The organism is Bacillus sp. JNUCC-21, from assembly GCF_041222765.1.
Taxonomy (GTDB): Bacteria; Bacillota; Bacilli; order Bacillales; family Bacillaceae; genus Bacillus; species Bacillus velezensis.
On the sequence record NZ_CP166019.1, the window covers coordinates 356,360 to 379,804 of the forward strand.

21 protein-coding genes are annotated in these 23,445 nt (G+C 48.8%); 11 read left to right on the top strand and 10 right to left on the bottom strand.

The genetic code is table 11. The annotated features are described in order from the left end of the window. Positions 1-26: 26 nt before the first annotated feature. The 3 genes from srfAC (at position 27) to JNUCC21_RS01830 (ending at position 6,046) form a co-directional block, all read left to right on the top strand. Positions 27-3,863: a surfactin non-ribosomal peptide synthetase SrfAC gene (gene srfAC / locus JNUCC21_RS01820; RefSeq protein ID WP_369878513.1), complete on the top strand. Its 3,837-nt coding sequence runs from the start codon at positions 27-29 to the stop codon at positions 3,861-3,863. Between the two features lie 19 nt (positions 3,864-3,882). Beyond that, positions 3,883-4,614: a surfactin biosynthesis thioesterase SrfAD gene (srfAD, locus tag JNUCC21_RS01825; protein WP_012116775.1), complete on the top strand. Its 732-nt coding sequence runs from the start codon at positions 3,883-3,885 to the stop codon at positions 4,612-4,614. Positions 4,615-4,735: 121 nt separating this feature from the next. Then, positions 4,736-6,046, top strand: a complete 1,311-nt coding sequence (locus tag JNUCC21_RS01830; protein ID WP_076425721.1) for an aminotransferase class I/II-fold pyridoxal phosphate-dependent enzyme — start codon at positions 4,736-4,738, stop codon at positions 6,044-6,046. Between the two features lie 34 nt (positions 6,047-6,080). Here JNUCC21_RS01830 and JNUCC21_RS01835 read toward each other — a convergent pair whose 3' ends face one another. Both JNUCC21_RS01835 and JNUCC21_RS01840 read right to left on the bottom strand, forming a co-directional pair. Further along, on the bottom strand, positions 6,081-6,476 hold the full coding sequence (locus JNUCC21_RS01835) for a YcxB family protein (protein WP_012116777.1): 396 nt from the start codon (positions 6,474-6,476) through the stop codon (positions 6,081-6,083). A gap of 139 nt (positions 6,477-6,615) precedes the next feature. Then, positions 6,616-7,578, bottom strand: a complete 963-nt coding sequence (locus JNUCC21_RS01840; protein ID WP_082187758.1) for a DMT family transporter — start codon at positions 7,576-7,578, stop codon at positions 6,616-6,618. A gap of 118 nt (positions 7,579-7,696) precedes the next feature. Here JNUCC21_RS01840 and JNUCC21_RS01845 point away from each other — a divergent pair, with 118 nt between their 5' ends. Further along, positions 7,697-9,007: a PLP-dependent aminotransferase family protein gene (locus JNUCC21_RS01845; protein WP_052827034.1), complete on the top strand. Its 1,311-nt coding sequence runs from the start codon at positions 7,697-7,699 to the stop codon at positions 9,005-9,007. Here the strand turns inward: JNUCC21_RS01845 and JNUCC21_RS01850 are convergent. The 6 genes from JNUCC21_RS01850 to JNUCC21_RS01875 all read right to left on the bottom strand — a co-directional run bounded on the left by JNUCC21_RS01850 (position 9,002) and on the right by JNUCC21_RS01875 (position 13,749). After that, on the bottom strand, positions 9,002-9,676 hold the full coding sequence (locus JNUCC21_RS01850; protein ID WP_024084876.1) for a 4'-phosphopantetheinyl transferase superfamily protein: 675 nt from the start codon (positions 9,674-9,676) through the stop codon (positions 9,002-9,004). The genes JNUCC21_RS01845 and JNUCC21_RS01850 overlap by 6 nt on opposite strands. Before the next feature lie 98 nt (positions 9,677-9,774). Beyond that, a complete protein-coding gene (locus JNUCC21_RS01855) occupies positions 9,775-10,422 on the bottom strand; it encodes a YitT family protein (protein WP_079891049.1) in 648 nt (215 codons plus the stop codon). A gap of 81 nt (positions 10,423-10,503) precedes the next feature. After that, positions 10,504-11,247, bottom strand: a complete 744-nt coding sequence (gene tcyC, locus JNUCC21_RS01860) for a cystine ABC transporter ATP-binding protein TcyC (RefSeq protein WP_012116781.1) — start codon at positions 11,245-11,247, stop codon at positions 10,504-10,506. A 12-nt stretch (positions 11,248-11,259) separates the two neighbouring features. Further along, entirely contained in the window at positions 11,260-11,964 is a 705-nt protein-coding gene (locus JNUCC21_RS01865) for an amino acid ABC transporter permease (protein ID WP_003156375.1), read from the bottom strand. Further along, positions 11,951-12,748, bottom strand: coding sequence for a cystine ABC transporter substrate-binding lipoprotein TcyA (gene tcyA, locus JNUCC21_RS01870; RefSeq protein ID WP_003156373.1), 798 nt, complete (start codon positions 12,746-12,748; stop codon positions 11,951-11,953). Before tcyA ends, JNUCC21_RS01865 begins: the two co-directional genes overlap by 14 nt. A 128-nt stretch (positions 12,749-12,876) precedes the next feature. After that, a complete protein-coding gene (locus JNUCC21_RS01875) occupies positions 12,877-13,749 on the bottom strand; it encodes a LysR family transcriptional regulator (protein WP_072588787.1) in 873 nt (290 codons plus the stop codon). Between the two features lie 91 nt (positions 13,750-13,840). Here JNUCC21_RS01875 and JNUCC21_RS01880 point away from each other — a divergent pair, with 91 nt between their 5' ends. The 4 genes from JNUCC21_RS01880 to JNUCC21_RS01895 are packed head-to-tail and all read left to right on the top strand — an operon-like array spanning position 13,841 to position 16,585. Continuing rightward, a complete protein-coding gene (locus tag JNUCC21_RS01880) occupies positions 13,841-14,455 on the top strand; it encodes a non-oxidative hydroxyarylic acid decarboxylases subunit B (protein ID WP_087920750.1) in 615 nt (204 codons plus the stop codon). A 2-nt stretch (positions 14,456-14,457) separates the two neighbouring features. Next, positions 14,458-15,879 (top strand): phenolic acid decarboxylase BsdC, encoded by a 1,422-nt coding sequence (gene bsdC, locus JNUCC21_RS01885; RefSeq protein WP_072588788.1) that lies wholly within the window; start codon positions 14,458-14,460, stop codon positions 15,877-15,879. A gap of 17 nt (positions 15,880-15,896) precedes the next feature. Then, the gene (locus JNUCC21_RS01890) at positions 15,897-16,124 is read left to right on the top strand and encodes a non-oxidative hydroxyarylic acid decarboxylases subunit D (protein WP_007410250.1); all 228 of its coding nucleotides are present in this window, start codon (positions 15,897-15,899) and stop codon (positions 16,122-16,124) included. Further along, positions 16,124-16,585: a hypothetical protein gene (locus JNUCC21_RS01895; protein ID WP_007410251.1), complete on the top strand. Its 462-nt coding sequence runs from the start codon at positions 16,124-16,126 to the stop codon at positions 16,583-16,585. Before JNUCC21_RS01890 ends, JNUCC21_RS01895 begins: the two co-directional genes overlap by 1 nt. 48 nt (positions 16,586-16,633) lie before the next feature. Here the strand turns inward: JNUCC21_RS01895 and JNUCC21_RS01900 are convergent, their stop codons facing one another. Next, positions 16,634-18,112 carry a peptide MFS transporter gene (locus JNUCC21_RS01900; RefSeq protein WP_012116786.1) on the bottom strand — a complete coding sequence of 493 codons (1,479 nt, stop codon included), beginning with the start codon at positions 18,110-18,112 and terminating at the stop codon, positions 16,634-16,636. Between the two features lie 278 nt (positions 18,113-18,390). On the opposite strand from JNUCC21_RS01900, the gene JNUCC21_RS01905 reads away from it, so the two are divergent. Then, positions 18,391-20,136: a right-handed parallel beta-helix repeat-containing protein gene (locus JNUCC21_RS01905; RefSeq protein WP_369878514.1), complete on the top strand. Its 1,746-nt coding sequence runs from the start codon at positions 18,391-18,393 to the stop codon at positions 20,134-20,136. Between the two features lie 91 nt (positions 20,137-20,227). On the opposite strand, the gene JNUCC21_RS01910 is transcribed toward JNUCC21_RS01905, so the two are convergent. After that, complete coding sequence (locus tag JNUCC21_RS01910) at positions 20,228-20,449, bottom strand: hypothetical protein (RefSeq protein WP_007410254.1); 222 nt, start codon at positions 20,447-20,449, stop codon at positions 20,228-20,230. A 121-nt stretch (positions 20,450-20,570) separates the two neighbouring features. On the opposite strand from JNUCC21_RS01910, the gene gerKA reads away from it, so the two are divergent. After that, on the top strand, positions 20,571-22,211 hold the full coding sequence (gene gerKA, locus JNUCC21_RS01915) for a spore germination protein GerKA (RefSeq protein ID WP_369878515.1): 1,641 nt from the start codon (positions 20,571-20,573) through the stop codon (positions 22,209-22,211). Next, positions 22,198-23,424, top strand: coding sequence for a Ger(x)C family spore germination protein (locus tag JNUCC21_RS01920; protein ID WP_060563071.1), 1,227 nt, complete (start codon positions 22,198-22,200; stop codon positions 23,422-23,424). The genes gerKA and JNUCC21_RS01920 overlap by 14 nt, the downstream gene beginning before the upstream one ends. The last annotated feature ends 21 nt before the right edge of the window (positions 23,425-23,445 follow it).

Below are 23,445 nucleotides of genomic sequence, written 5' to 3' on the forward strand. Positions count from 1 at the left end.
GATAACAGAAGGGGGGAGCGGAGCAGATGAGCCAATTCAGCAAAGATCAGGTTCAGGACATGTATTATTTGTCGCCGATGCAGGAGGGAATGCTGTTTCATACTCTCCTGAATCCCGGCCAAAGTTTTTACATCGAACAAATGACAATGAAAGTAAAAGGCAGCTTGAATATCAAAAGCCTTGAAGAAAGCATGAATGTGATCATGGACCGGTACGATGTATTTCGTACCGTGTTCATTCACGAAAAAGTAAAAAGGCCGGTCCAAGTCGTATTGAAAAAACGGCAATTTCAGATAGAAGAAATCGATCTGACACATGTAACGGACAGCGAGCAAACAGCCAAAATCAATGAATACAAAGAACAGGATAAGATCAAGGGCTTTGATTTGACGCGGGATATTCCGATGCGGGCAGCCATTTTTAAAAAATCGGAAGAAAGCTTTGAATGGGTGTGGAGCTACCACCACATCATTTTGGACGGCTGGTGCTTCGGCATCGTCGTGCAGGATCTGTTTAAGGTATACAATACCCTGCGTGAACAAAAGCCGTACAGCCTGCCGCCGGTCAAACCGTATAAAGACTATATCAAGTGGCTTGAAAAGCAGGATAAACAAGCATCACTGCATTACTGGCGCGGGTACTTAGAAGATTTTGAAGGACAAACGACATTTGCGGAGCAAAGAAAGAAACAAAAGGACGGCTATGAGCCGAAAGAGCTGCTCTTCTCACTGCCGGAGGCGGAAACAAAAGCATTTACCGAGCTTGCAAAATCGCAGCATACCACTTTGAGTACGGCGCTTCAGGCGGTTTGGAGTGTATTAATCAGCCGCTACCAGCAGTCCGGCGATTTGATCTTCGGCACAGTCGTTTCCGGGCGTCCCGCAGAAATCAAAGGCGTTGAACATATGGTCGGGCTGTTTATCAATGCTGTTCCGAGGCGGGTGAAGCTGTCTGAGGATACCACATTTAACGGCTTGCTCAAGCAGCTGCAGGAGCAATCGCTGCAGTCTGAGCCGCATCAATATGTGCCGCTCTATGATATTCAAAGCCAGGCCGATCAGCCAAAGCTGATTGACCACATCATTGTGTTTGAAAATTATCCGCTTCAGGATGCAAAAAATGAAGAGAACAGTGAAAACGGCTTTGATATGGAGGATGTACACGTTTTTGAGAAATCGAATTATGATCTCAACCTGATGGCTTCTCCAGGTGATGAGATGCTGATTAAGCTTGCCTATAACGGGAATGTGTTTGATGAGGCGTTTATCCTGCGCTTAAAATCTCAGCTTCTCACAGCGATTCAGCAGCTCATCCAGAAGCCGGATCAGCCTGTCAATACCATCAGACTTGTTGATGAAAAGGAAAGAGAGCTTCTGCTTACCGGCTTAAACCCGCCGGCTCAGACTCATCAGGCGAAGCCTCTGACAGATTGGTTCAAGGAAGCGGTGAATGTAAATCCAGATGCATCGGCGCTTACGTATTCCGGCCAGACTCTTTCCTATCGTGAATTAGATGAGGAAGCGAACCGTCTTGCGCGCCGTTTGCAAAAGCAAGGTGCGGGTAAGGACACTGTTGTCGCGTTGTACACGAAGCGCTCGCTTGAGCTGGTGATCGGCATTCTCGGCGTATTAAAAGCAGGAGCGGCTTATCTGCCGGTTGATCCGAAGCTGCCGGAGGACCGAATCTCGTACATGCTGGCTGACAGTGCGGCAGCCTGTCTGCTGACACATCAGGAGATGAAAGAAAAAGCGGCTCAGCTGCCGTATACAGGAACAACACTCATCATCGATGATCAAGCACGGTTTGAGGAACAGGCAAGCGATCCTGCAGCCGCAATTGATCCCGATGATCCGGCGTATATTATGTATACGTCCGGCACAACCGGAAAGCCGAAGGGCAATATCACCACTCATGCCAATATTCAAGGATTGGTCAAGCATGTAGATTACATGGCATTTTCTGAAAAAGATACGTTCTTATCTGTTTCCAATTACGCCTTTGACGCATTTACCTTTGATTTCTACACATCAATACTGAATGCGGCACGGCTCATTATCGCAGATGAACATACACTGCTTGATACAGAACGGCTCACTGATCTGATCCGGCAGGAGAATGTCAATGTCATGTTTGCGACAACCGCACTTTTTAATCTTCTCACCGATGCGGGAGAGGAGTGGCTGAAGGGGCTTCGCTGTGTGTTATTCGGGGGTGAGCGCGCGTCAGTGCCTCACGTCAGAAAGGCGCTTGAGATCATGGGGCCCGGCAAGCTGATTAATTGCTACGGGCCGACTGAGGGCACGGTGTTTGCGACAGCTCACGTCGTGCATGATATACCGGATTCCCTTTCCTCATTGCCGATCGGAAAGCCGATCAGCAATGCCAGTGTTTATATTCTTAACGGGCAAAATCAGCTTCAGCCGTTTGGAGCTGTCGGTGAACTGTGCATCAGCGGAATGGGTGTATCAAAAGGGTATCTGAACCGTCATGACCTGACGAAGCAAACGTTTATCCCAAACCCGTTCAAGCCGGGAGAAACGCTTTACCGCACAGGGGATTTAGCACGCTGGCTGCCGGATGGAACAATTGAATACGCCGGGCGTATTGACGACCAGGTCAAAATACGCGGACACCGGATTGAGCTTGAAGAAATCGAAAAGCAGCTGCAGGAATACCCGGGTGTGAAAGATGCGGTCGTTGTTGCAGACCGCCATGAGTCTGGAGATGCATCAATCAACGCCTACCTCGTGAACCGGACGCCGCTTTCAGCTGAAGACGTAAAGAGGCACCTGAAAAAACAGCTTCCTGCTTACATGGTGCCGCAAACCTTTACTTTCTTAGAGGAGCTTCCTTTAACGACAAACGGGAAGGTCAATAAACGGCAGCTGCCGAAACCGGATCAGGCTCAGGCGGCGAAAGAATGGATCGGGCCTCGAAACGCGACGGAAGAAACGATTGCACACATCTGGTCCGACATCCTCGGCAGACAGCAGATCGGGATTCATGATGATTTCTTCGCGCTCGGAGGCCATTCCTTAAAAGCGATGACGGCAGCGTCGCGCATTAAAAAAGAGCTCGGTACGGACATTCCGGTGCAGCTGTTATTCGAAGCGACGACAATCGCAGACATTGCCGGTTATCTGCTTCACGGTGAAGAAAAAGGAATGAAAGATCTCACCATCATGAATAAAAATCAGTCTGACACACTGTTTGCGTTCCCGCCGGTTCTCGGTTACGGGCTGATGTACCAGCCGCTGGCAAAACAGCTGTCCGGCTATAAAATCTGTGCGTTTGATTTTATTGAGGAAGACAACCGCATCGAACGCTACACAGAGCTGATCAATCAGCTCCAGCCGGAAGGACCGGTCAAGCTGTTCGGATACTCGGCAGGCTGCACGCTCGCCTTTGAAACGGCCAAACGCCTTGAAGCAGGGGGCCGTAAAGTGGAGCGGCTGATCATGGTTGATTCCTATAAAAAACAAGGCGTCAGCGACTTGGAAGGCCGCACCGTAGAAAGTGATGTCCAGGCGCTGATGAAGGTAAACCGGGACAATGAAGCGCTGAATGACGAAGCTGTCAAAGAAGGTCTCGCCAAAAAAACAAACGCGTTTTATTCTTATTTTGTGCATACCGTCAGCACCGGCACGGTCAATGCGGATATAGATCTTTTAACGTCAGAACCGGACTTTGCGATGCCGCCGTGGCTCGCTTCGTGGGAGGAAGCCACGACAGGTGAATACCGTGTGAAAAAAGGCTGCGGCACGCACGCAGAAATGCTTCAGGGGGAATGTCTCGAAAGGAATGCGGCATATTTGCTCGAATTCCTAAAGAAGGAACATCTGAAGCTGACAACTTCACGATAGAAAAGGAGGAAGCCCGCCAATGGTCCAGCTCTTTAAATCGTTCGATACCACAGAAAAAACGCAGCTCATCTGTTTTCCGTTCGCAGGAGGCTATTCCGCATCATTCCGCCCGCTCCACACCTACCTTCAAGGTGAGTGTGAGATGCTTGCCGCGGAACCGCCGGGACACGGAACAAATCAAATGTCCGCCGTTGAGGATTTTGAACAGCTTGTCAGTTTATACAAGCAGGAGTTGAATCTCCATCCCGACCGCCCTTTTGTGCTGTTCGGCCATAGTATGGGAGGCATGGTCGCTTTCAGGCTGGCGCAAAAGCTGGAGCGGGAGGGCATTTACCCGCAGGCCGTGATCATCTCAGCCATTCAGCCGCCGCATGTGGAAAGGAAAAAAGTGTCTCATCTTGATGATGAAAAATTTCTCGCCCATATTATCGAGCTTGGCGGAATGCCGCAGGAGTTAGTGGAGAATAAGGAGGTCATGTCATTTTTCCTGCCTTCTTTCAGATCCGACTACCGCGCGCTTGAAAGCTTCCGTCCGTCTGATTCTCACATCATTCAATCACCCGTCCATATTTTTAACGGGCGGAAAGATAAAAAATGTATCAAAGATGCGGACGGATGGAAAAAATGGGCCGACAATCCCGTATTTCATGAGTTTTCGGACGGCCACATGTTCATATTAAGTGAAACTGAAAAAGTGGCGGAACGAATCTATGAGATTATTAACAGGAGCACTGCAGGCCAATTGTTATAGGATATGACAGACAGCATTCGCTGTCTGTTTTTTGTAACAAAATCTGCCCGCGAGTTTTCTCATTTATCAAAAATTTTATGTTATGATTTGATGGAATATAATTTTGAAGGGATTGTCGTACATGAATGATGCAGCAAAAGAGCTGAACAGAACATTATCTGAAGAAAACCCGCACGTGCTTCATATGCTTTCTGATTTGGGCAGAGAGTTGTTTTATCCGAAAGGGGTGCTGACACAATCGGCGGAAGCGAAAGCCAAGGCCGGAAAGTATAATGCCACGATCGGAATCGCCACCTCACAGGGCGAGTCCATGCACTTTTCCCATATTCAAGAGACACTGTCCGCCTATAACCCCGATGATATCTACGATTATGCTCCGCCGCAGGGAAAAGAGCCGCTCAGACAGGAATGGCTGAAAAAAATGCGTCTCGAAAATCCTTCATTAGCCGGCAAAGACATCAGCGCGCCGATCGTGACAAACGCTTTAACACACGGGCTGAGCATCGCCGCCGACTTGTTCGTCAATGAAGGGGATACGCTGCTTCTGCCTGATAAATATTGGGGAAATTACAATTTCATTTTCGGTGTCCGGCGCAAGGCATCCATTGAGACGTACCCGCTTTTTCAGCAGGATGGGCGTTTTAATGCGGCGGGGCTGTCCGAGCTGCTGAAAAAGCAGGAAGAAAAGGCGATTGTCGTGCTGAATTTCCCGAATAATCCGACAGGCTATACGCCGGGAGAAGAGGAAGCGGCAGAAATCGTCAGCGTGATTCTGGAGGCAGCGGAGGCCGGCAAAGAGATTGTCGTGCTCGTAGACGATGCGTATTACAATCTGTTTTACGATGAAACGGCCATTCAGGAATCCATCTTCAGCAAACTCGCCCAAGTGCACGACCGGGTGCTTTGCGTAAAAATAGACGGCGCGACGAAGGAAAATTACGCGTGGGGTTTCCGCGTCGGTTTTATTACGTACAGCACAAAAAGCGAAAAAGCGCTGCGCGTGCTTGAGGAAAAAACAAAAGGGATTATCAGGGGAACGATTTCAAGCGCCCCGCACCCGTCCCAAACGTTTATGCTGCGGGCGATGCAGTCACCGGAATACGAGAAAGAAAAATCGCTGAAATATAACATCATGAAAAAACGGGCTGACAAAGTGAAAGCCGTTCTTGCAGAAAACAAGCACTATGAAGACGTATGGACGCCTTATCCGTTTAACTCGGGTTATTTCATGTGTGTCCGGCTGAAAGACATAAACGCCGGCGAATTGAGAGTATCGTTGCTTGAAAAGAGAGGAATCGGGACGATATCCATTAATGAAACCGATTTGCGAATCGCATTTTCATGTGTTGAAGAAGAACACATCGCGGATCTGTTCGAAGAAATTTATCAAGAAGCAAAGCAGCTGCAGAAACAGGCGGAAATATCAGGCTGACAAAAAAGGAGGGGGGCACCCTCCTTTTTGTCTTTTATTCTGTTACATTTACTTTCTCATTCACATTTTCCCGGAGCATTTGCCTGAAAACGGCGATATCTTTTTGCGAATAGAAAAGTCGTTTCGGCAGCAGAAGTGTTCCGTAACCCGATGTTTGTAATCGAAACATATCTTTGTGCTCCCTAGCCGAGAGCAGTTCATCCCATTCAAAAAGAATGCTTGCGTTTTTTTGTTTTTGGCTGATTCCGAGCTGATGAATCGTAATACTTCTGGCAGATTTCAGCCGCTGATTCGTTTTGTATGTTCTGTAAAGACGGAAGAATGAGATTGCCGTTGCGATCACCGTGACTGCCAAAGAGAGAATCACAGCTGCAAGGAAATTCAGGAGAGCTCTGACGCCCCATGTGCCGCCTGTAACCGGGCCGTTCATTCAAAACAGATGGCAGAAGCCAGCAGCATAATCAAAAAACAGACAGCCGCGGATTTTCCTTGATGATGGCCAAAGTGTTTTCTTACATCGGCAAATGTTAAGCAGCCCGCGAGATAGATATTTTCATTTCGTGTGTTGATCATATTCCGTCTTCGTTTCCTTTCATTTTTTCCCTATGTCGTAATATGCTTTTTTTCCGCCGTCCTGAAGCATTGCTTCCCAAGACTCCGATGACGATACAGACGGCCCCGGCGATATGATACCAGCGGAGTGACTCATGGAGAACGAGGACACCCGCAAGCATCGTCACGATGACGGACAAATTGTTAAAGGCGCTCATCTTAAACGCTTCAATCTTGGACAGCGCGTAGTTTGACATCAATGATGTAATGAGAGAAGACAAAATGCCTAAATACAGAATCGCTGCGATAAAACCGGGATCGCGGAAGGGCAGAAAATACTGCCCGATCGTTCCTTCCGCTCCGTGCCGGAAGAGAGCGATGCAGTTGAAGGAAGCAAAGCCGATCGCAGACATGCACCAGGTCAGCTCACCCAATGAAAAACGCAGGGTCATGCGTCTCGCTGCCGTATTGTAAAGGGCGGAGGACAGCGCGGACAACAGGATCAGGAAAGCACCTTTAAAACTCGCCGATTCCGCGGACACCCCTTTCATTGTGAAAATAAATACCACCCCGGCCACTGACAGGCATGTGAATCCCTTTTGCGCCCATGTCGGACGTTCCTTTAAAAAGTAAGACGAAAACAGCATCGTAAAAATCGGGATGGCGGCTTGAATGATACCGGCTTCCGATGATGAAGAATACAAAAGGCCGAACGCCTGAAAACTGAAAAACAAAGCCGGATATAAAAGGGCCAAAGGCAAGATCGCCAGCACATTCTTCCAGCTGACGGACAGTTTGATCCAGCCGAATAAAACAGGAAGCATTGCACAGATGAAGGCCGCTGTGAACCGATGAGCCAATATATCAAACGGATTGGCGGATTGAAGCGCAATCTTGACAAATATAAAGGAAAAACCGATAATCAGCGCATTTAAAATGGCAGCGAGGTAAGCAGCAGCCAAACGGTTTTGATTAATCATCTTTACGAACTCCTTTAATGAGATCGAGCGCCGGCCGCTCCCTTTTATTGTATGGGAAGGGAAGAAGCAGTACAATGAGAATAATGATAAACTGTACCGGTACAGATGGAGGTTCAGCATGGAAAAGTATATGAACGTGATGATAGAAGTGGAGAGTCTCATTGAAGGCGGCACTTTTCAGGAAGGGGCGCGGCTGCCTTCTATCAGGCAGCTGGCCGAGCGTTTTCACGTCAGTAAAAGCACCGTCATCCGTGCGCTTCAGGAGCTTGAAAAACGGCACATTATTTATGCCGTGCCGAAAAGCGGCTACTATCTTATTAAAAATGACAAAAAGCAGGAGCGAGAACAAACAGGTATCATTGATTTTGCAGCCTCGGCGCCGGACCCTGATATTTTTCCGTACCGCGACTTTCAGCATTGCATCAACAAAGCCATTGATATGTATAAAAATGATTTGTTCATTTACGGCACGCCGCAGGGGCTTCCGTCTTTAATCCGGGTGCTTCAGACGCTGTTATCCGATTATCAGGTATTTGCAAAAGAGCGGAACATTTTTATCACCTCGGGTGTGCAGCAGGCGTTATCCCTGCTGTCTCTGATGCCGTTTCCGAACGGAAAAAAGAAGATTTTAATCGAACAGCCGAGCTATCATCTGATGGTGGAGCAGCTTGAAGCGCTGCGCCTTCCCGCCTGCGGCATTAAACGGACGGCTGAGGGGCTTGATATGGCGGAAGTCGAGCGGCTGTTTCAGACGGAGGAAATTAAGTTTTTTTACACGATGCCCCGATTTCATAATCCGCTCGGCAGCTCTCTGACAGAATGGCAAAAACGAGAGCTTGTCCGATTAGCGGAGGCGTATGACGTTTATTTGGTTGAGGATGATTTCCTAGGAGATTTAGAGGACAATCAGAAGGCAGACCCGCTGTACGCCTACGATCTGTCTTCCCGCGTGATTTATTTGAAAAGCTTTTCGAAAATGATTTTTCCGGGGCTGCGTGTTGGAGCGGCTGTGCTCCCGGATTCGCTGGCCCCGGTTTTCCATACGTATAAAAAGCTGAGCGATATCGACTGTTCGATGATATCCCAAGCGGCCCTTGAAGTGTATATCAAAAGCGGCATGTTCAAAAGGCATAAAGAAAAAATCCGGGCCTCTTACAGAGCACGTTCCGAGCTGCTCCAAAACGCGCTGCAGGAGTACGACGGTTTTTCTGTAAAGCAAACGTCGATCCATACCCATCTCGTGCTGGAGAAAAGCCTTTCCGCTTCAAGAGTTGTGCAGCGTCTGAAAGCGCAAGGCGTGCTGGTGGAGCCGATTGACAGCCATTACCTATCGGATTTTCCGAAAGAAAATATCATCAAACTCAACGTGTCCAACGTCAAGACAGGGGATATCACGCGAGGCATCAAAATGCTGACGGATTGCTTATAACAGCTCTTCATACGTTTTCATCTCAATCCCGTCACAAAAATCGGGATGCGCCGCACAAACGGCCAGCTTATACTCCTCGTCCGCATCATATGTGCGGATGAAACAAGGTTCATGTCCGTCCGGGAGCTCAATGGACACATGGCCGTCGTCTTTGAGGCGGACGCTGAATGAATCAAGCGGCAGGGAAAGCCCTTTTCCGGCCTGTTTGATAAAGCTTTCTTTCATCGACCACAGGTGGTAAAAATAATCGGTCTGCTGATCGGGGTGTTTCGCTTGCAGATCACTGTATTCCGTCGGCGAAAAAAACCGTTTGGCGATATCAATCGTGCCGGGCTTCATTTTTTCAATATCAATGCCGATCGGTTTTGAATCAACGGCGCACACGATCCAGCGACCGGAGTGGGAAATATTAAAGTGCATGTCCGGAAGCGCGGGGATGTACGGCTTTCCGTATTCCTGAACGCTGAATGAAATCCCGGCCGGATCAAGTCCGTAAGCCTTCGCCGCAGCGGTGCGGATCAGCATGTCGCCGATCAAGGTGCGGTGAGCATCCTCCTTATGGTAAAAGCGCCGGCATTTTTCCCGCTTTTCGGCGGACACGGCCGCCATCATCCGATCCTCTTCCCCTGCAGAAAGCGGGCGGTCCATATATACTCCGTAAATTTTCATGTCCAGATCCTCCGTCTGAAAATATTGTCAAAACCATCCTATCATATCAGGCGAAAGCTGTCCGAAAATAAAAAAACAAAACCGTTTCGGCTTTGTTTTTAATGAACGGACGTTGCCCGCCCGGAGATCGCGTATGTTAACAGTTTAGAGGACTGCGGCAAAGAAAAACGCAGAATCAGCCCCGTCAAAACAGCCGTAATAATGGTTCCGGCGCCGATCGGTCCGCCCATCATCCAGGCTGCGGCAAGAATCGTCAGCTCAATGCCGTTCCGCACCCATTGCACGTTCCAGCCCGTTTTTTCAGATATCAGCATCATCAGAGAGTCCCGGGGGCCCGCGCCGAGCCCTGCTGATACGTAAATACCGACGCCGCAGCCGATCAGCAGCAATCCGATAGAAAAACACATGGCCGCTAAGGAAAAAGCGTGCGTCTCAGGAAGCAGAAACGAAAAGAAATCAATAAACATTCCCATCAGCACCATGTTTAAGATAGCGCCGATTTTCGGGAGTGTCCTTGTGAACAGGCAGGTTAAAGCCACGATGACCGCGCCGACCACGATGGACCATTGGCCGACAGAAAGCCCGAAATGCTGAAAAAGCCCATAATGAAAGGCATCCCAAGGGCTGATGCCGAGAGCTTTTCCTTTAATGGTTAACGATACCCCGAAAGACAAAATTAACAGACCGGCAAAATAAAACGTCCAGCGCATCAAGAATTCCCGCTTCAAAGAGGTCCCTTCTTTCATAAAATTTCATTAATTGTCATTGTAGCATAACCGCCAAAAAAAAGAAGAAGCGAAATCAGTGTTTCGCTTCTTCTCCCGCTCCTACAAAGGATTCAGTATACGATTTAAAAACCGCTGCGTGCGTTCTTCTTTCGGCGCGGAGAAAATTTGCTCCGGCGGTCCTTGTTCCACAATGACGCCGCCGTCAATGAAGATGACTTCATCGGCCACTTCCTGCGCGAATTTGATTTCATGGGTGACGACGACCATCGTCCAGCCTTCGTTCGCCAGATCCTTAATCACTTTGAGCACCTCGCCGACCAGCTCCGGATCAAGCGCTGACGTCGGTTCGTCAAACAGCATCAGCTCGGGCTGAATCGCAAGCGCGCGGGCGATGCCGACACGCTGCTGCTGACCGCCGGAAAGCTGGAACGGATATAAATCCATTTTGTCTTTCAGTCCGACTTTTTCCAGAAGCTCCATCGCTTCTTTTCTGACTTGCTCCTTGTCGCGCTTTTGCACTTGAACGGGTCCTTCCATGACGTTTTCAAGCGCCGTGCGGTGAGGAAACAGATGATACGCCTGAAAGACCATGCCTGATTTGCGGCGGAGGCGAAGAATATCAGCCTGCTTCACTTTTTTGGAGAAATCTATTGAAAAATCGGAGAATGCCAGCTCGCCGCGATTGGGGATCTCAAGCGCGTTCAGACAGCGCAGAAGCGTCGTTTTTCCTGAACCGGACGGTCCCAGAACGGCGATGACTTTCCCTTTTTCTATCTCCATATCTATCTTTTTTAAAATTTCATTCTGTCCGAATGATTTATTTAATCCTTTGACGGAAAGCATATCGAAACCTCCTTATTTGGCCACATAACGGTCGAGACGCCGTTCGATCACGTGCTGTACGATTGACAGCAAGAAGCAGATGATCCAATAAATAAAGGCGGCTTCAATATAGATGACCAAGATTTGATCAAGGTTTTGCGCGCCGATTTCCTGCGCTTTTCTGAACAGCTCCGCGACGAGAATCTGTGACGCGAGAGATGTATCCTTGATCAGGCTGATAAATGTATTTGATAATGGCGGAATGGACACGCGAAACGCCTGCGGCAGGATCACGCGGAACAATGTCTTGCGATAGGTCATGCCGATCGTATAACCGGCTTCCCATTGCCCTTTCGGCACGGATGAAATAGATGCCCGGATGATTTCAGAAGCGTAGGCGCCCACGTTTAATGAAAACGCGATGACTGCGCTTGGGAAAGGATCCAGCGTAATATTAAATGTCGGGAACAGATAAAAAATGATGAACAATTGAACGAGAAGAGGAGTGCCGCGCACTGCTGATACGTATACGCTGAACACCCATCTCAATGGTTTCATATTTGACATTCTGGCGAGCGCCGTAATCAGCGCGATGATCATTCCGAAAATAAAGGAAAGAATGGTAAGGGGAATCGAATAATAGATTCCCCCGGAAAGAATCGGCCAGAATGACTGCTGCACCAGATCCCAAGGAATGGCTGTTGCAATCACGGGTTCCGGCATGTTACTTAGAAACATCTTCGCCGAACCATTTTTTCGCTATTTTAGAAAGAGTCCCGTCCTCTTTCATTTCTTTTAACGCTTTGTTGACGTGAGTCACAAGTTCGCCGCTTCCTTTTCGGAATGCGAAATACGTCTGCTGCGGCTGGCCTGCTTCAAACGCGATTTTCACGTTTTTATTGCCGGACGTTTTTAAGTAGTTCAGTACGGCAAGCTTATCGTTGTAAGTCAGATCAGCGCGGCCCTGCTGAATGAGCTGAAGGGATTGCGCCATGCCTTCAACGCCTTCAATTTTCGCGCCGGCTTCTTTCGCTAATTTATTGTAATTGCTTGTTAATGACTGAGCCGCTGTTTTTCCTTTGACATCAGCCTCTTTCGCAATCGTGCTGTCTTTTTTCGTCACGACGACTGCATTTGACGTTGTGTATTTATCCGAAAAATCATATTGGTTCTCACGGCCTGTTTTGCCGACTTGGTTGGCAACGACGTCAAACCGTTTCGCGTTTAATCCGGCAAACATGCTGTCCCATTGCGTTTCTTTGAAGTCAGCTTTCAGACCGAGGCGTTTCGCGACTTCTTGAATCACTTCAACATCATATCCGGTCAGTTTGTCAGTCTTTTTATCATGGAAGGTAAACGGTTCGTACGTTCCTTCTGTACCGACGGTCAGTACGCCTTTTTTCTTGACAGAAGCCCAAAGATCGCCGTCTTTTGACTTAGATCCGCTGTCCTGTGAGTTTCCGCAGGCTGCAAGCATTGCGATGCTGACCATCATGAACAAAGCGAATAATGCTTTTTTCATCTTCTTTATTCCCCACTTTTCTGAGTAGTTTTATTGAGAAAAAATAGCTCCCAATTGTAAAGGATAACTTTTTTTTAGTATGAGTCAAGTAATTGGTTTTCATAAGCGGGAATTCTTCGTGTTCCGGATCAAAATAATGCCAAAAACTGTCTGACCGGCTTCGGCAGATAGCTGTCTTTTCTCCAGATGACGGCCGGTGTCATGACAAACGGGTTGTCTTCGATGATAACCGTTTTGACATGCGAGCGCATATGGACGGGAATCATCGTCAAAGGCAGAATTGTGGCGCCGAACCCTGATGATACGAGGCTCAAGAGCGTCGCGGAGTCATGGCACTCACAGACAACCTGAAGGTCGAGACCGTACTGTTCACAAACTTGGAGGACTTGGTCATACACACCTCTTCCATTGACGGTGCGCAAAAGGATCAAAGGCAAAGAGGCGATGTCATTCAGTTTAATCGTTTCACCGCACAGTCGTTTTGAATGCTCGGACAGCACCAATACACACGGAATGTCTTCAAGCTCCTTCGATTCAATGCCGTCGTTTTTAATCAAGGTGGTGGTGACGGCGGCGTCAATCTGCCGGGTTTCCAGAAGCTCGAGCAGTGAGACGGGCTCATCTTCCCAAATGTTAAAGGTGAGATGCGGAAACCGCTCTTTCATCTGTGACACTTTCTCAAGCATGAGCGCGGCGCAGTAAATGGTTGACCCGACGGCAAGTGTCCCGGCCACCTCCTCCTTCAGCTCTTGTACCTCGATTATAGCGTCCTCAAACTTATGAAGAATCTCTTTCGCTCTTTTCAAAAAGACATTTCCTTCATATGTAAGGGTCATTTGTTTCTTTTTATTGCGGTCAAACAGAATGACGCCCAATTCTTCTTCGAGCTGTTTCAGCTGTCTGCTTAAAGGCGGCTGTGCCATATGAAGCTTTTTGGCGGCCGTCGTGATTTTCTGCTCTTGGGCAATGGTGATGAAATAACGCAATTGCCGGATATCCATGAGAACGCGCTCCTTTCTTTTATACCTTTAAGGTATGATACATAGATTTAACGAATATTTTTCATATGGATATATCAGGAGTATGATGGTTTTGACACCACATTTCAAGCGTAAAGGAGGGGTCAATATGAAGCTTGTCATCGGAATGACCGGGGCAACAGGAGCCATATTCGGGATCAGGCTTTTAGAATATTTAAAAGCCGCGGAGATCGAAACCCATCTTGTCGTGTCTCCTTGGGCAAATGTCACCATTACACATGAAACCGATTATACGTTAAAAGATGTCGAGAAACTCGCATCCTATACGTATTCTCACAAAGACCAAGCGGCGGCGATTTCAAGCGGCTCGTTTGAAACGGACGGGATGATCATCGCTCCGTGCAGCATGAAATCACTGGCAAGCATCCGCACCGGAATGGCTGACAATCTGCTGACAAGGTCGGCTGACGTCATTCTGAAGGAGCGGAAAAAACTTGTGCTGCTGACAAGAGAAACGCCGCTCAGCCAAATTCATTTAGAAAATATGCTAGCGCTTACAAAAATGGGTTCCGTCATTCTTCCGCCGATGCCGGCATTTTATAACAAGCCGGCTGACATGGATGAATTGATCGACCATATTGTGTTCCGGACGCTCGATCAGTTCGGCATCCGTCTGCCGGAAGCGAAACGGTGGTACGGAATTGAAAAACAAAAAGGAGGAATCTGATAATGGCCTATCAGGATTTTAGGGAATTTCTCGCCGCTCTTGAAAAAGAAGGGCAGCTCTTAACAGTCAACGAAGAGGTAAAACCGGAGCCGGATCTGGGCGCCGCCGCGCGTGCAGCCAGCAATCTCGGGGATAAAACCCCTGCGCTTTTGTTTAACAATATTTACGGACATCACCATGCGCAGGTGGCTCTGAATGTCATCGGCTCGTGGCCGAATCATGCGATGATGCTCGGCATGCCGAAAGATTCGCCTGTTAAAGAACAATTCTTTGAGTTTGCCAAACGGTACGATGCATTTCCGGTGCCGGTCAAACGGGAAGAAACCGCGCCGTTTCATGAAAATGAAATAACGGAAGATATCAATCTATTTGACATCCTTCCGCTATTCAGAATCAACCAGGGGGACGGCGGCTACTATTTGGATAAAGCGTGTGTCATTTCACGCGATCTTGAAGATCCGGACAATTTCGGCAAGCAGAATGTTGGCATTTACAGAATGCAGGTAAAGGGAAAAGACCGCCTCGGCATTCAGCCCGTGCCTCAGCATGATATTGCGATTCATCTTCGCCAAGCTGAAGAACGCGGCGTGAATCTTCCCGTTACGATCGCGCTTGGCTGTGAGCCGGTGATTACGACAGCTGCGTCAACTCCGCTGTTATACGATCAATCCGAGTATGAAATGGCCGGCGCGATTCAAGGGGAGCCCTACAGAATCGTCAAATCTAAACTGTCTGATTTAGACATCCCTTGGGGCGCTGAAGTCGTTCTGGAAGGAGAGATCCTTGCGGGAGAACGGGAATACGAAGGACCTTTCGGTGAGTTCACGGGCCATTATTCAGGCGGCCGCAGCATGCCGGTGATCAAAATCAAACGGGTATATCATAGAAACAATCCGATTTTTGAACATTTATACTTAGGCATGCCGTGGACGGAGTGCGATTATATGATCGGCATTAATACGTGCGTGCCGCTTTACCAGCAGCTCAAGGAAGCTTATCCGAACGAAATTGTCGCCGTGAACGCGATGTATACGCACGGCCTGATCGCCATCATTTCCACGAAAACGCGCTACGGCGGATTTGCCAAGGCGGTCGGCATGCGCGCCCTGACCACGCCGCACGGACTCGGCTACTGCAAAATGGTCATTGTCGTGGATGAGGATGTCGATCCGTTTAACCTGCCGCAAGTCATGTGGGCGCTCTCAACGAAAATGCATCCGAAACACGATGCAGTCATCATTCCTGACCTGTCTGTCCTTCCGCTTGACCCGGGGTCTGATCCGGCAGGGATGACACACAAAATGATTCTTGACGCGACAACGCCCGCCCCGCCGGAAACAAGAGGCCATTATTCTCAGCCGCTTGATTCTCCGCTGACAACGAAAGAATGGGAACAAAAACTGATGGACTTAATGAATCAATAAGAAAGGATGAGGTTGCAATGAAAACTTGCCCGCGCTGTGAATCGAAAAAAGGAGAAACCGTCAGCCAATCGCCGGTCAAAGGCGCTTGGGAAATTTACCAATGCCAAACCTGCTTTTTCACATGGAGATCCTGTGAACCGGAAAGCATCACGAATCCGGCGGCATTCAACCCGGCATTTAAAATTGATCCGAAAGAAACGGAGACGGCCGCACATGTTCCCGCTGTTCCGGAAAGAAAAGCGTAATGCTGACGGAGCACTTGCCGGAGGCGCTTTACACGCTTTTAGACGGGACGGAGCTTGAAAAAAAGCAGCACGACGCATTTGTGCTCCAATCCGTGACAAAAGAAGGCCGTCCGCACGCGGCCATGATCAGCGCCGGTGAAATCGTGGCCGTGAGCAGAACAAATCTCCGGCTCGCCTTATGGAAAAACACGACGACCGTAAGCAGCCTTCTGCATTCGGGACAAGCTCTTTTCATCGCCTGGCACGGAGGAGCCGCATATTACGTCACATTGGAATGTGAGGCGCTTCCGCCGCTGAAAGAGGCGAAACACGAGCGGGAACGGTTCAGCTGCCGCGTGATCACCGTCAAGGAAGATCGGGCGAAATACGCGGATCTGACATCCGGACCGGCCATCCAGCTCCACGAACCGGAAGATGTCTTGAAGAGATGGAGAGAAACACTTGAGGAGTTAAAACAATAGACGCATCAAAAAAGCCTGCGGACGATTCCGCAGGCTTTTCTTTATCTGTTATTGTACGCCTTTCATCGCCCGTTTAATGACGGGAGACAGAAGAATCAAAATAATACCGAGAATGATCGAAACAAGACCGATTGAGCCGAAGTAGGCCGCTTCAGAAATCTTATCAAACAAACCGACTACTTTTGCGTTCAGGGCTTGACCGCAGGCGTTTGTTAAAAACCACATGCTCATCGTCTGCGCTGAGAAAGCGGCAGGCGCAAGTTTTGTTGTGACGGATAAACCGACCGGTGAAAGGCAAAGCTCACCAAGCACAACCAAAAGGAAGCTGAGCACAAGCCAAAGCGGGCTCACAAGCTCGCCGCTCCCGCCCATAACCGGAAGCACCATGACTAAAAATGATAATCCGGCAAGGATAATGCCGATCGCGAATTTAATCGGTGTTGAAGGCTGGCGTTTGCCGAGCTTCATCCAGATCCAGGCGAACACCGGCGCGAAAATAACGATGAATAATGGGTTCAGAGACTGGAACCATGAAGACTCAAGATGCATGCCCGCAAAGGAAAGTCTCGTGCGCTGATCCGCATATAAAGCAAGAATCGTCGCGCCCTGCTCCTGAATCGCCCAGAACATTGCCGCTGCAACAAACAGCGGAACATAAGCCGCAAGCCGTGATTTTTCCGTTTTCGTCGCTTTTTTGCTCGTGAACATCACGATAAAGTAAATAACCGGAATGACAATGCCGAGGATACTGACGGTATCAATCACACGCTGGATCGTCAGCCAGCCGGTTTGAATCAGAACGATGATAACGGCTGCTGCGATGACCACTCCGATTCCCGTGCCGATCACTGATGATTTAGAAATCGGATTCGGTACATTGGAGCCTGCTTTGCCGAGGTATTTCTTTCTCGTAAGAGCGAAAACAATCAGTCCGAGGAACATACCGGCCGCGGCGCATCCGAAGCCTAAGTGGTAGTTGTACTTCTGTCCGAGTGTTCCGACAATTAGCGGCGCAAGCAATCCGCCGAGGTTGATCCCCATGTAAAAGATGCTGAAACCTGAGTCGCGGCGCTCGTCTTCCTTCGTATATAAATCTCCGACAACGCTGGATACGTTTGGTTTAAGCAGGCCGGTTCCGATAATGATCAGAGCCATGCTGGTAAAAAACGCCGCCGTGCTGCCAGGGAAGGCAAGAGCGATGTGCCCGAACATAATTAAAATTCCGCCGTAAAATACGGTGTTTGCCGTGCCGAATACCCGGTCGGCCAGCCATCCGCCGATGACGCTCGACATGTATACGAGAGACCCGTATATGGACATGATGGCAACTGCGGTCGTTTTATCAAAGCCGAGACCGCCATGAGCGACTTCCGTGTATAAATAGTAAAGCAATATGGCTCTCATACCATAGTAGGAGAAACGCTCCCAAAATTCGGTGAAAAACAGTGTGAACAAGCCGCGGGGATGACCGAAAAAGCCTCGTTGCGGCACAGTTTCTGTTATAGAGTCCTTATCAATAGATGCCACCTGAGCCAACCCTTTCTTAAAAAAGTGTATTACAAAAATCATATTCTTATATAATACTTGTGTCAATATAATTTATACTGAATTCAAAAAATTCCAGAATGAAAAGATATTAAAACGTTGAATATAGACGAATTTTCCTAATTCCAATGACTTATTTTGTTATATTATCTGACTAAACTATCTTTATAAACTTTTTTAATAAAATTTAAAGTATGTACAGGCGGAGCGGGATATGGCGGAATAAGATGACAATAAGAGAGGAAGGAGGAGATTATCACTTGCCGAATCGTATATTGGATATTACGGATTGCGGTGTGGAGGCAGACGGAAAAACCGATGTGACGGGCGCCATCAACCAATGCTTGGCCAAGGCCGTCAGCGAAGGCTGTCATACGGTGTTTTTTCCGCCGGGAACCTATAAAATCAACGGCACGCTTGGCGGGGACAGAAGCCAGCCGTTTCGGAACGCCGGGATTAACGTGCCGAGCCATCTCACCGTCGTTTTAGATCCGGAATGCACGATTAAAGTGGCGCCGAACAGCTCCTGGGGCTACTCGGCTTTCTATATAGGCAGGCGTGAAAATGTCACCATCACCGGCGGCCGGATCATCGGGGAACGGGATGAACACACGTATACCAATGTCCCTTTGCGGTCGACCCATGAATGGGGGTTTGGAATCTGTATTGAAGGCAGCAGCAATGTGCTGATCGAAAATGTGAAGATTTCGGATTTTACGGGAGACGGCATAATTGTCAGCCCGCTCGGGTTAAAAACAAACAGTGATTACGAAACTTCAGAACAGGTGACCATCCGCCGCTGTGAGATCAGGCAGTCAAGGCGGAACAACATTTCAATCACCGGCTGCCATACCGTTACGGTGGAAGAATGCGTGATTGAAGACGCCGGGCAAGGGAACGGAACGGCTCCGAAATTCGGAATCGATATTGAATCGTACGGAGAAGGCGATATTGATTATGAAGAAGCTCTTCATATTACGGTCCGCAACAACTTCTTTTCCGGAAACGCCGCAAGCTCAGTCACCAACTTTAACGGATATCATGTGTTAATTGAAGGAAATCATTCCGATAACACAATCAGCTACGGGTATGGGGCACATACCGTCATTTCGGGGAATATCTTCTTTCGGTCAGACGGCGGCTCAAGGACCGCAGTCGCCGGACAAGGTGTGTCACAGGGACAGGACAGCAGCAATGCCGTCATTTCCAACAATCTGATTACCGGTTTTTCCACCGGAGTAGATGTAAGGGGAAAAAGCGTCCTCGTCACCCATAACAAAATCAGTCAATTTGAAAATACGGGCATTTCCGTCTATCAGGCGGAAGATGTGACCGTTGACGGCAATGTCATTGAAAACGGACGTTCCGAAACGAGACGAAGCACGGGGATGCGGGCGACGCTGTCGGAAAACGCCGTCTTTATGAATAATACTCTGAATCAGGTAACGGACGGAATCAGCATGTCGGCCGGCAATATCACCGTAAAACAAAATGTGCTGAAATCGTTCAGCCGGGGCATATGGGTCACAGGCGGAAATGCCGTTATTGAAGGAAATACGCTGATTCCGAATGCGTATCAGGGCGTCGCGGAGTCCTATGCCGTATCTGTGACAAATGACGCCAGGGCTGTCATCAAGGGAAATCTCTTCAAAAGCTACAAAAACTATCCCATTTTCAGTTCAACATCCTCGGGAACCTCTGTCATCAGCAACCGTTTTGAATCATCACCGCTTATCGTTACCGTGTATCTGAATTCAGGCACGCATGAAGTCATAGACAATACGCTCACGATCAACCGAACGGCGGGCAGCCCGATCGGCATCTATCTGAACGGATCCTCAAATTCCCTCGTGTCGGGAAATACCATCAACAACCTTTCCGCCGCTTCTGCTTCCGCCATCCAAACCAATTCCTCCGCAAGTACTAAAATCATCGGCAACCGCATTATCAAAGGCGTCATTGTGAAACACGCGACAGATACGGACAGCGGAAATATCGTCATCTGAAAACGGTCCCGCCGGAAAAATAAAAAGAACACATGAACTCCGAAAGAAGGAGGGATGTGTTCTTTTTTGAAACAATACAGCCGTGCGCCTGTCAGGCATCTTTTTTACCTGATTTATATAAAACGATCATTTCTCTGATTAAAAAGAGGGCGAATAAAAACAGCATCAGCCATTCTGAGAAGGTGGTCAATTTAAAAGCGGACAGGTTGTTTTGGACCGCTCCATAGAAACTGAAACCTTGCAGCATATCTATCGTTACTGAAATGATCAGACAGGCAGCCAGCAAAAAAAATGAAACCCCCAATATTTTCATGCGCATCACTCTCCCTTTTTATCCTTTTCGATTACGCAGAACTTATACAGACTTTCCGCCGTGCATAATCTTTTGCCGTACAGGAAGAATATGAAAAAAACGAGGAAAGGTTTTTTGCGATATGCCGCCATTTTTTAAGCAGAAGAAACAAAAAAAAGCCGATCAAAACGACCGTGACAATGAAGGCAGAAAAGAAGCGGACAGCCAGCCGGACAAAGAGCGGGATGAGCCGATCTCCCTCAGCTTAAAGCAAAATATGAAGAAGCTGTCTGAGAGGTTCGGCAACAGTGCCGATGTCGTCATCCGCCGGCTTAAAATCGGAAAAGAAGAGCTTCCGGCCGCAATTGTGTATATCGCCGGTTTGGTAGACGAACAGCTCGTCAGCCAATCCCTTCTGGAGGATTTAATCGACATCCCGTCCGTTCAGCCGGAACAAGCGGTCTGCCTGATATACGATAAAACGCTTGCGATCGGCGGGGTGAAAGAGGCAGAAAAATGGAAAAGTCTTTATGCCGGGCTGGTGGCGGGCAGCACGCTCATTTTTATCGACGGGGCTGACAAGGCGCTGATCGCCAGCACGGAAGGGGGAGAGCACCGGTCCATTCAAGAACCGAGCACTCAGGTCTCTTTCCGCGGCCCGCGGCAGGGATTCACTGAATCTCTGCAAACCAATATTTCCATGATCCGCAGGTATGTAAAAACGCCTGATGTATGGGTTGAAAAAATGGAGATCGGACACGAAACGAATACGGATGTCGCGCTGATGTATATTAACGGAATTTGCGATAAAAAGCTGATTAAGGAAGTCCGCAAGCGGCTGAAGCACATTGACATCGACAGCATTCTGGAATCCGGCTACATTGAACAGCTCATTGAAGACGCGCCGTTTTCTGTGTTTCCCACCGTATATCATACGGAGCGGCCGGACGTTGTGGCGGGGAATCTGCTGGAAGGACGATTTGCGATTATCGTGGACGGAACGCCGTTCGTTCTCATCGCGCCGGCCTTATTTATTCAATTTTTTCAATCCGTTGAGGATTATTATTCACGATTTGATATCGCCACTAGCATCAGGGTGCTGCGGGTTTTGATTTTCTTCATTTCACTGGTGGCGCCGGGGATTTATGTGGCGGCGACGACCTTTCACCAGGAAATGATTCCGACGCAGCTGCTGATTGTCATCGCGGCTCAGCGGGAGACGGTGCCGTTCCCGGCCGTGATTGAAGCGCTGACGATGGAAGTGGCCTTTGAGATTCTCAGGGAGGCGGGTGTCCGGCTTCCGAGAGTTGTCGGCTCCGCTGTTTCCATAGTCGGAGCGCTTGTCATCGGCCAGGCCGCCGTACAGGCCGGCATTGTTTCCCCAGCCATGGTTATCGTCGTCGCCCTGACGGCGATTGCCAGCTTTGCGACCCCGGCTTTTGACATGGCGATATCTGCGCGGCTGATCCGGTTTCTTTTTATTCTGTCGGCGGCGGTCATGGGATTTTACGGGCTGATTCTGGGCATTATCATGATGTTTGTCCATCTGTGCGGCCTGCGTTCATTCGGATTTCCGTATATGTCCCCGCTCGCTCCTTTAACCCCGGGCGGGCTGAAAGATTCCCTCCTCCGAGCTCCGTTATGGGCGGATGAAAAAAGGCCGGGACTGCTCGTGCAGGAAAACAACAGGCGCCAAGGGGAACATCAAAGACCGAAACCGGAGACATCCAGAGGAATGGTTAATAAAGATGTAGAAGAGGGCGACGGTAATGAAAAGACGTAAATGGATGCTTATCCTTTGTACGATGGTTTCCCTTATGTTTGTATCCGGATGCTGGGATAAAAGGGAGCTGACCGATCTAGCGGTGATCTCCGCCATCGGTATTGACCGAACCGAAACGGGAAAATACGTCCTTCACTTGCAAATTATCAATCCGGGAAACGTGGCCGGCGGTCTGCAGGGCGGCGGAGCGGGAGACCGGCCTCCGGTTTCCGTCTATTCGGTGTCCGGAGACAATATGACGGAAGCTTTGAGAAAAGGCTCGATGAAAGTGTCCAGAAGGCTCTATTTTGCGCATACGAATCTCGTGGTGTTCAGTGAAAAACTGGCGAAAGAGGAAGGGCTCAGTTTTATTCTGGATAATCTTGACCGCGACACCGAATTCAGGACGACCGCAACCGTTGTGATCGCGCATAATTGCAAGGCTGAAGACATTATTAAAGTGCTGACGCCGATTGATAAAATCCCTTCCAATAAAGTGAACAAGACGCTCAGCTTCACGCAGGAACAATACGGCAGAGTCATTAAAACCAACCTTCAGGACGTTCTGATTGATCTCGCTTCTCCGACCGGGTCGCCGTTTATTCCGGGTTATGAAATGCACGGAGACGATAAAGCCGGTCCTACGATGGAAAATACGCAGACAACTGAACCGAAAGCAGTGCTGTCAGCGGACGGACTGGCGGTGTTCAAAAAGGATGGGAGGCTGGATTACTGGATTGAGGATGACGACAGTGTGGGGGCTGTATGGCTGCTCAATAGGATCAAGCATACGTTCATCAATGCGGATTGGAAGAACGTGAAGCATGCAATCAGTCTGCAGGTCACCCGCCAGAATACAAAGGTGACGGCCACTTTTCCGAACGGAAAACCGCATATTCACGTGCATGCTCAGGTCGAAGGGCTGGTGGACGCTGTCAGATACCCTTTCCATCTGTCTGATCCGCAAGTGCTGATGACGATGCAAAAGGCGCTCAGCGTGCAGCTTGAGAAAGATATCACCAAATCGATTGAAGATATAAAAGCCCATAAGAATGACTTCGTCGGCTTCGGAGACCTGATCTATCGGAAGCATCCGGACAAATGGAAAAAGTTCAAAGGGAAGTGGGATGAAGAATATTTCCCCAATCTCCCCGTAGATGTCAAAACAGAAGTCATTATCAGAAGAACGGGCTTGCGGAATAATCCTCTCTCAGACAAGCTTGAGCATGATTGATTTGAGGAGAAAGGAGCGAAG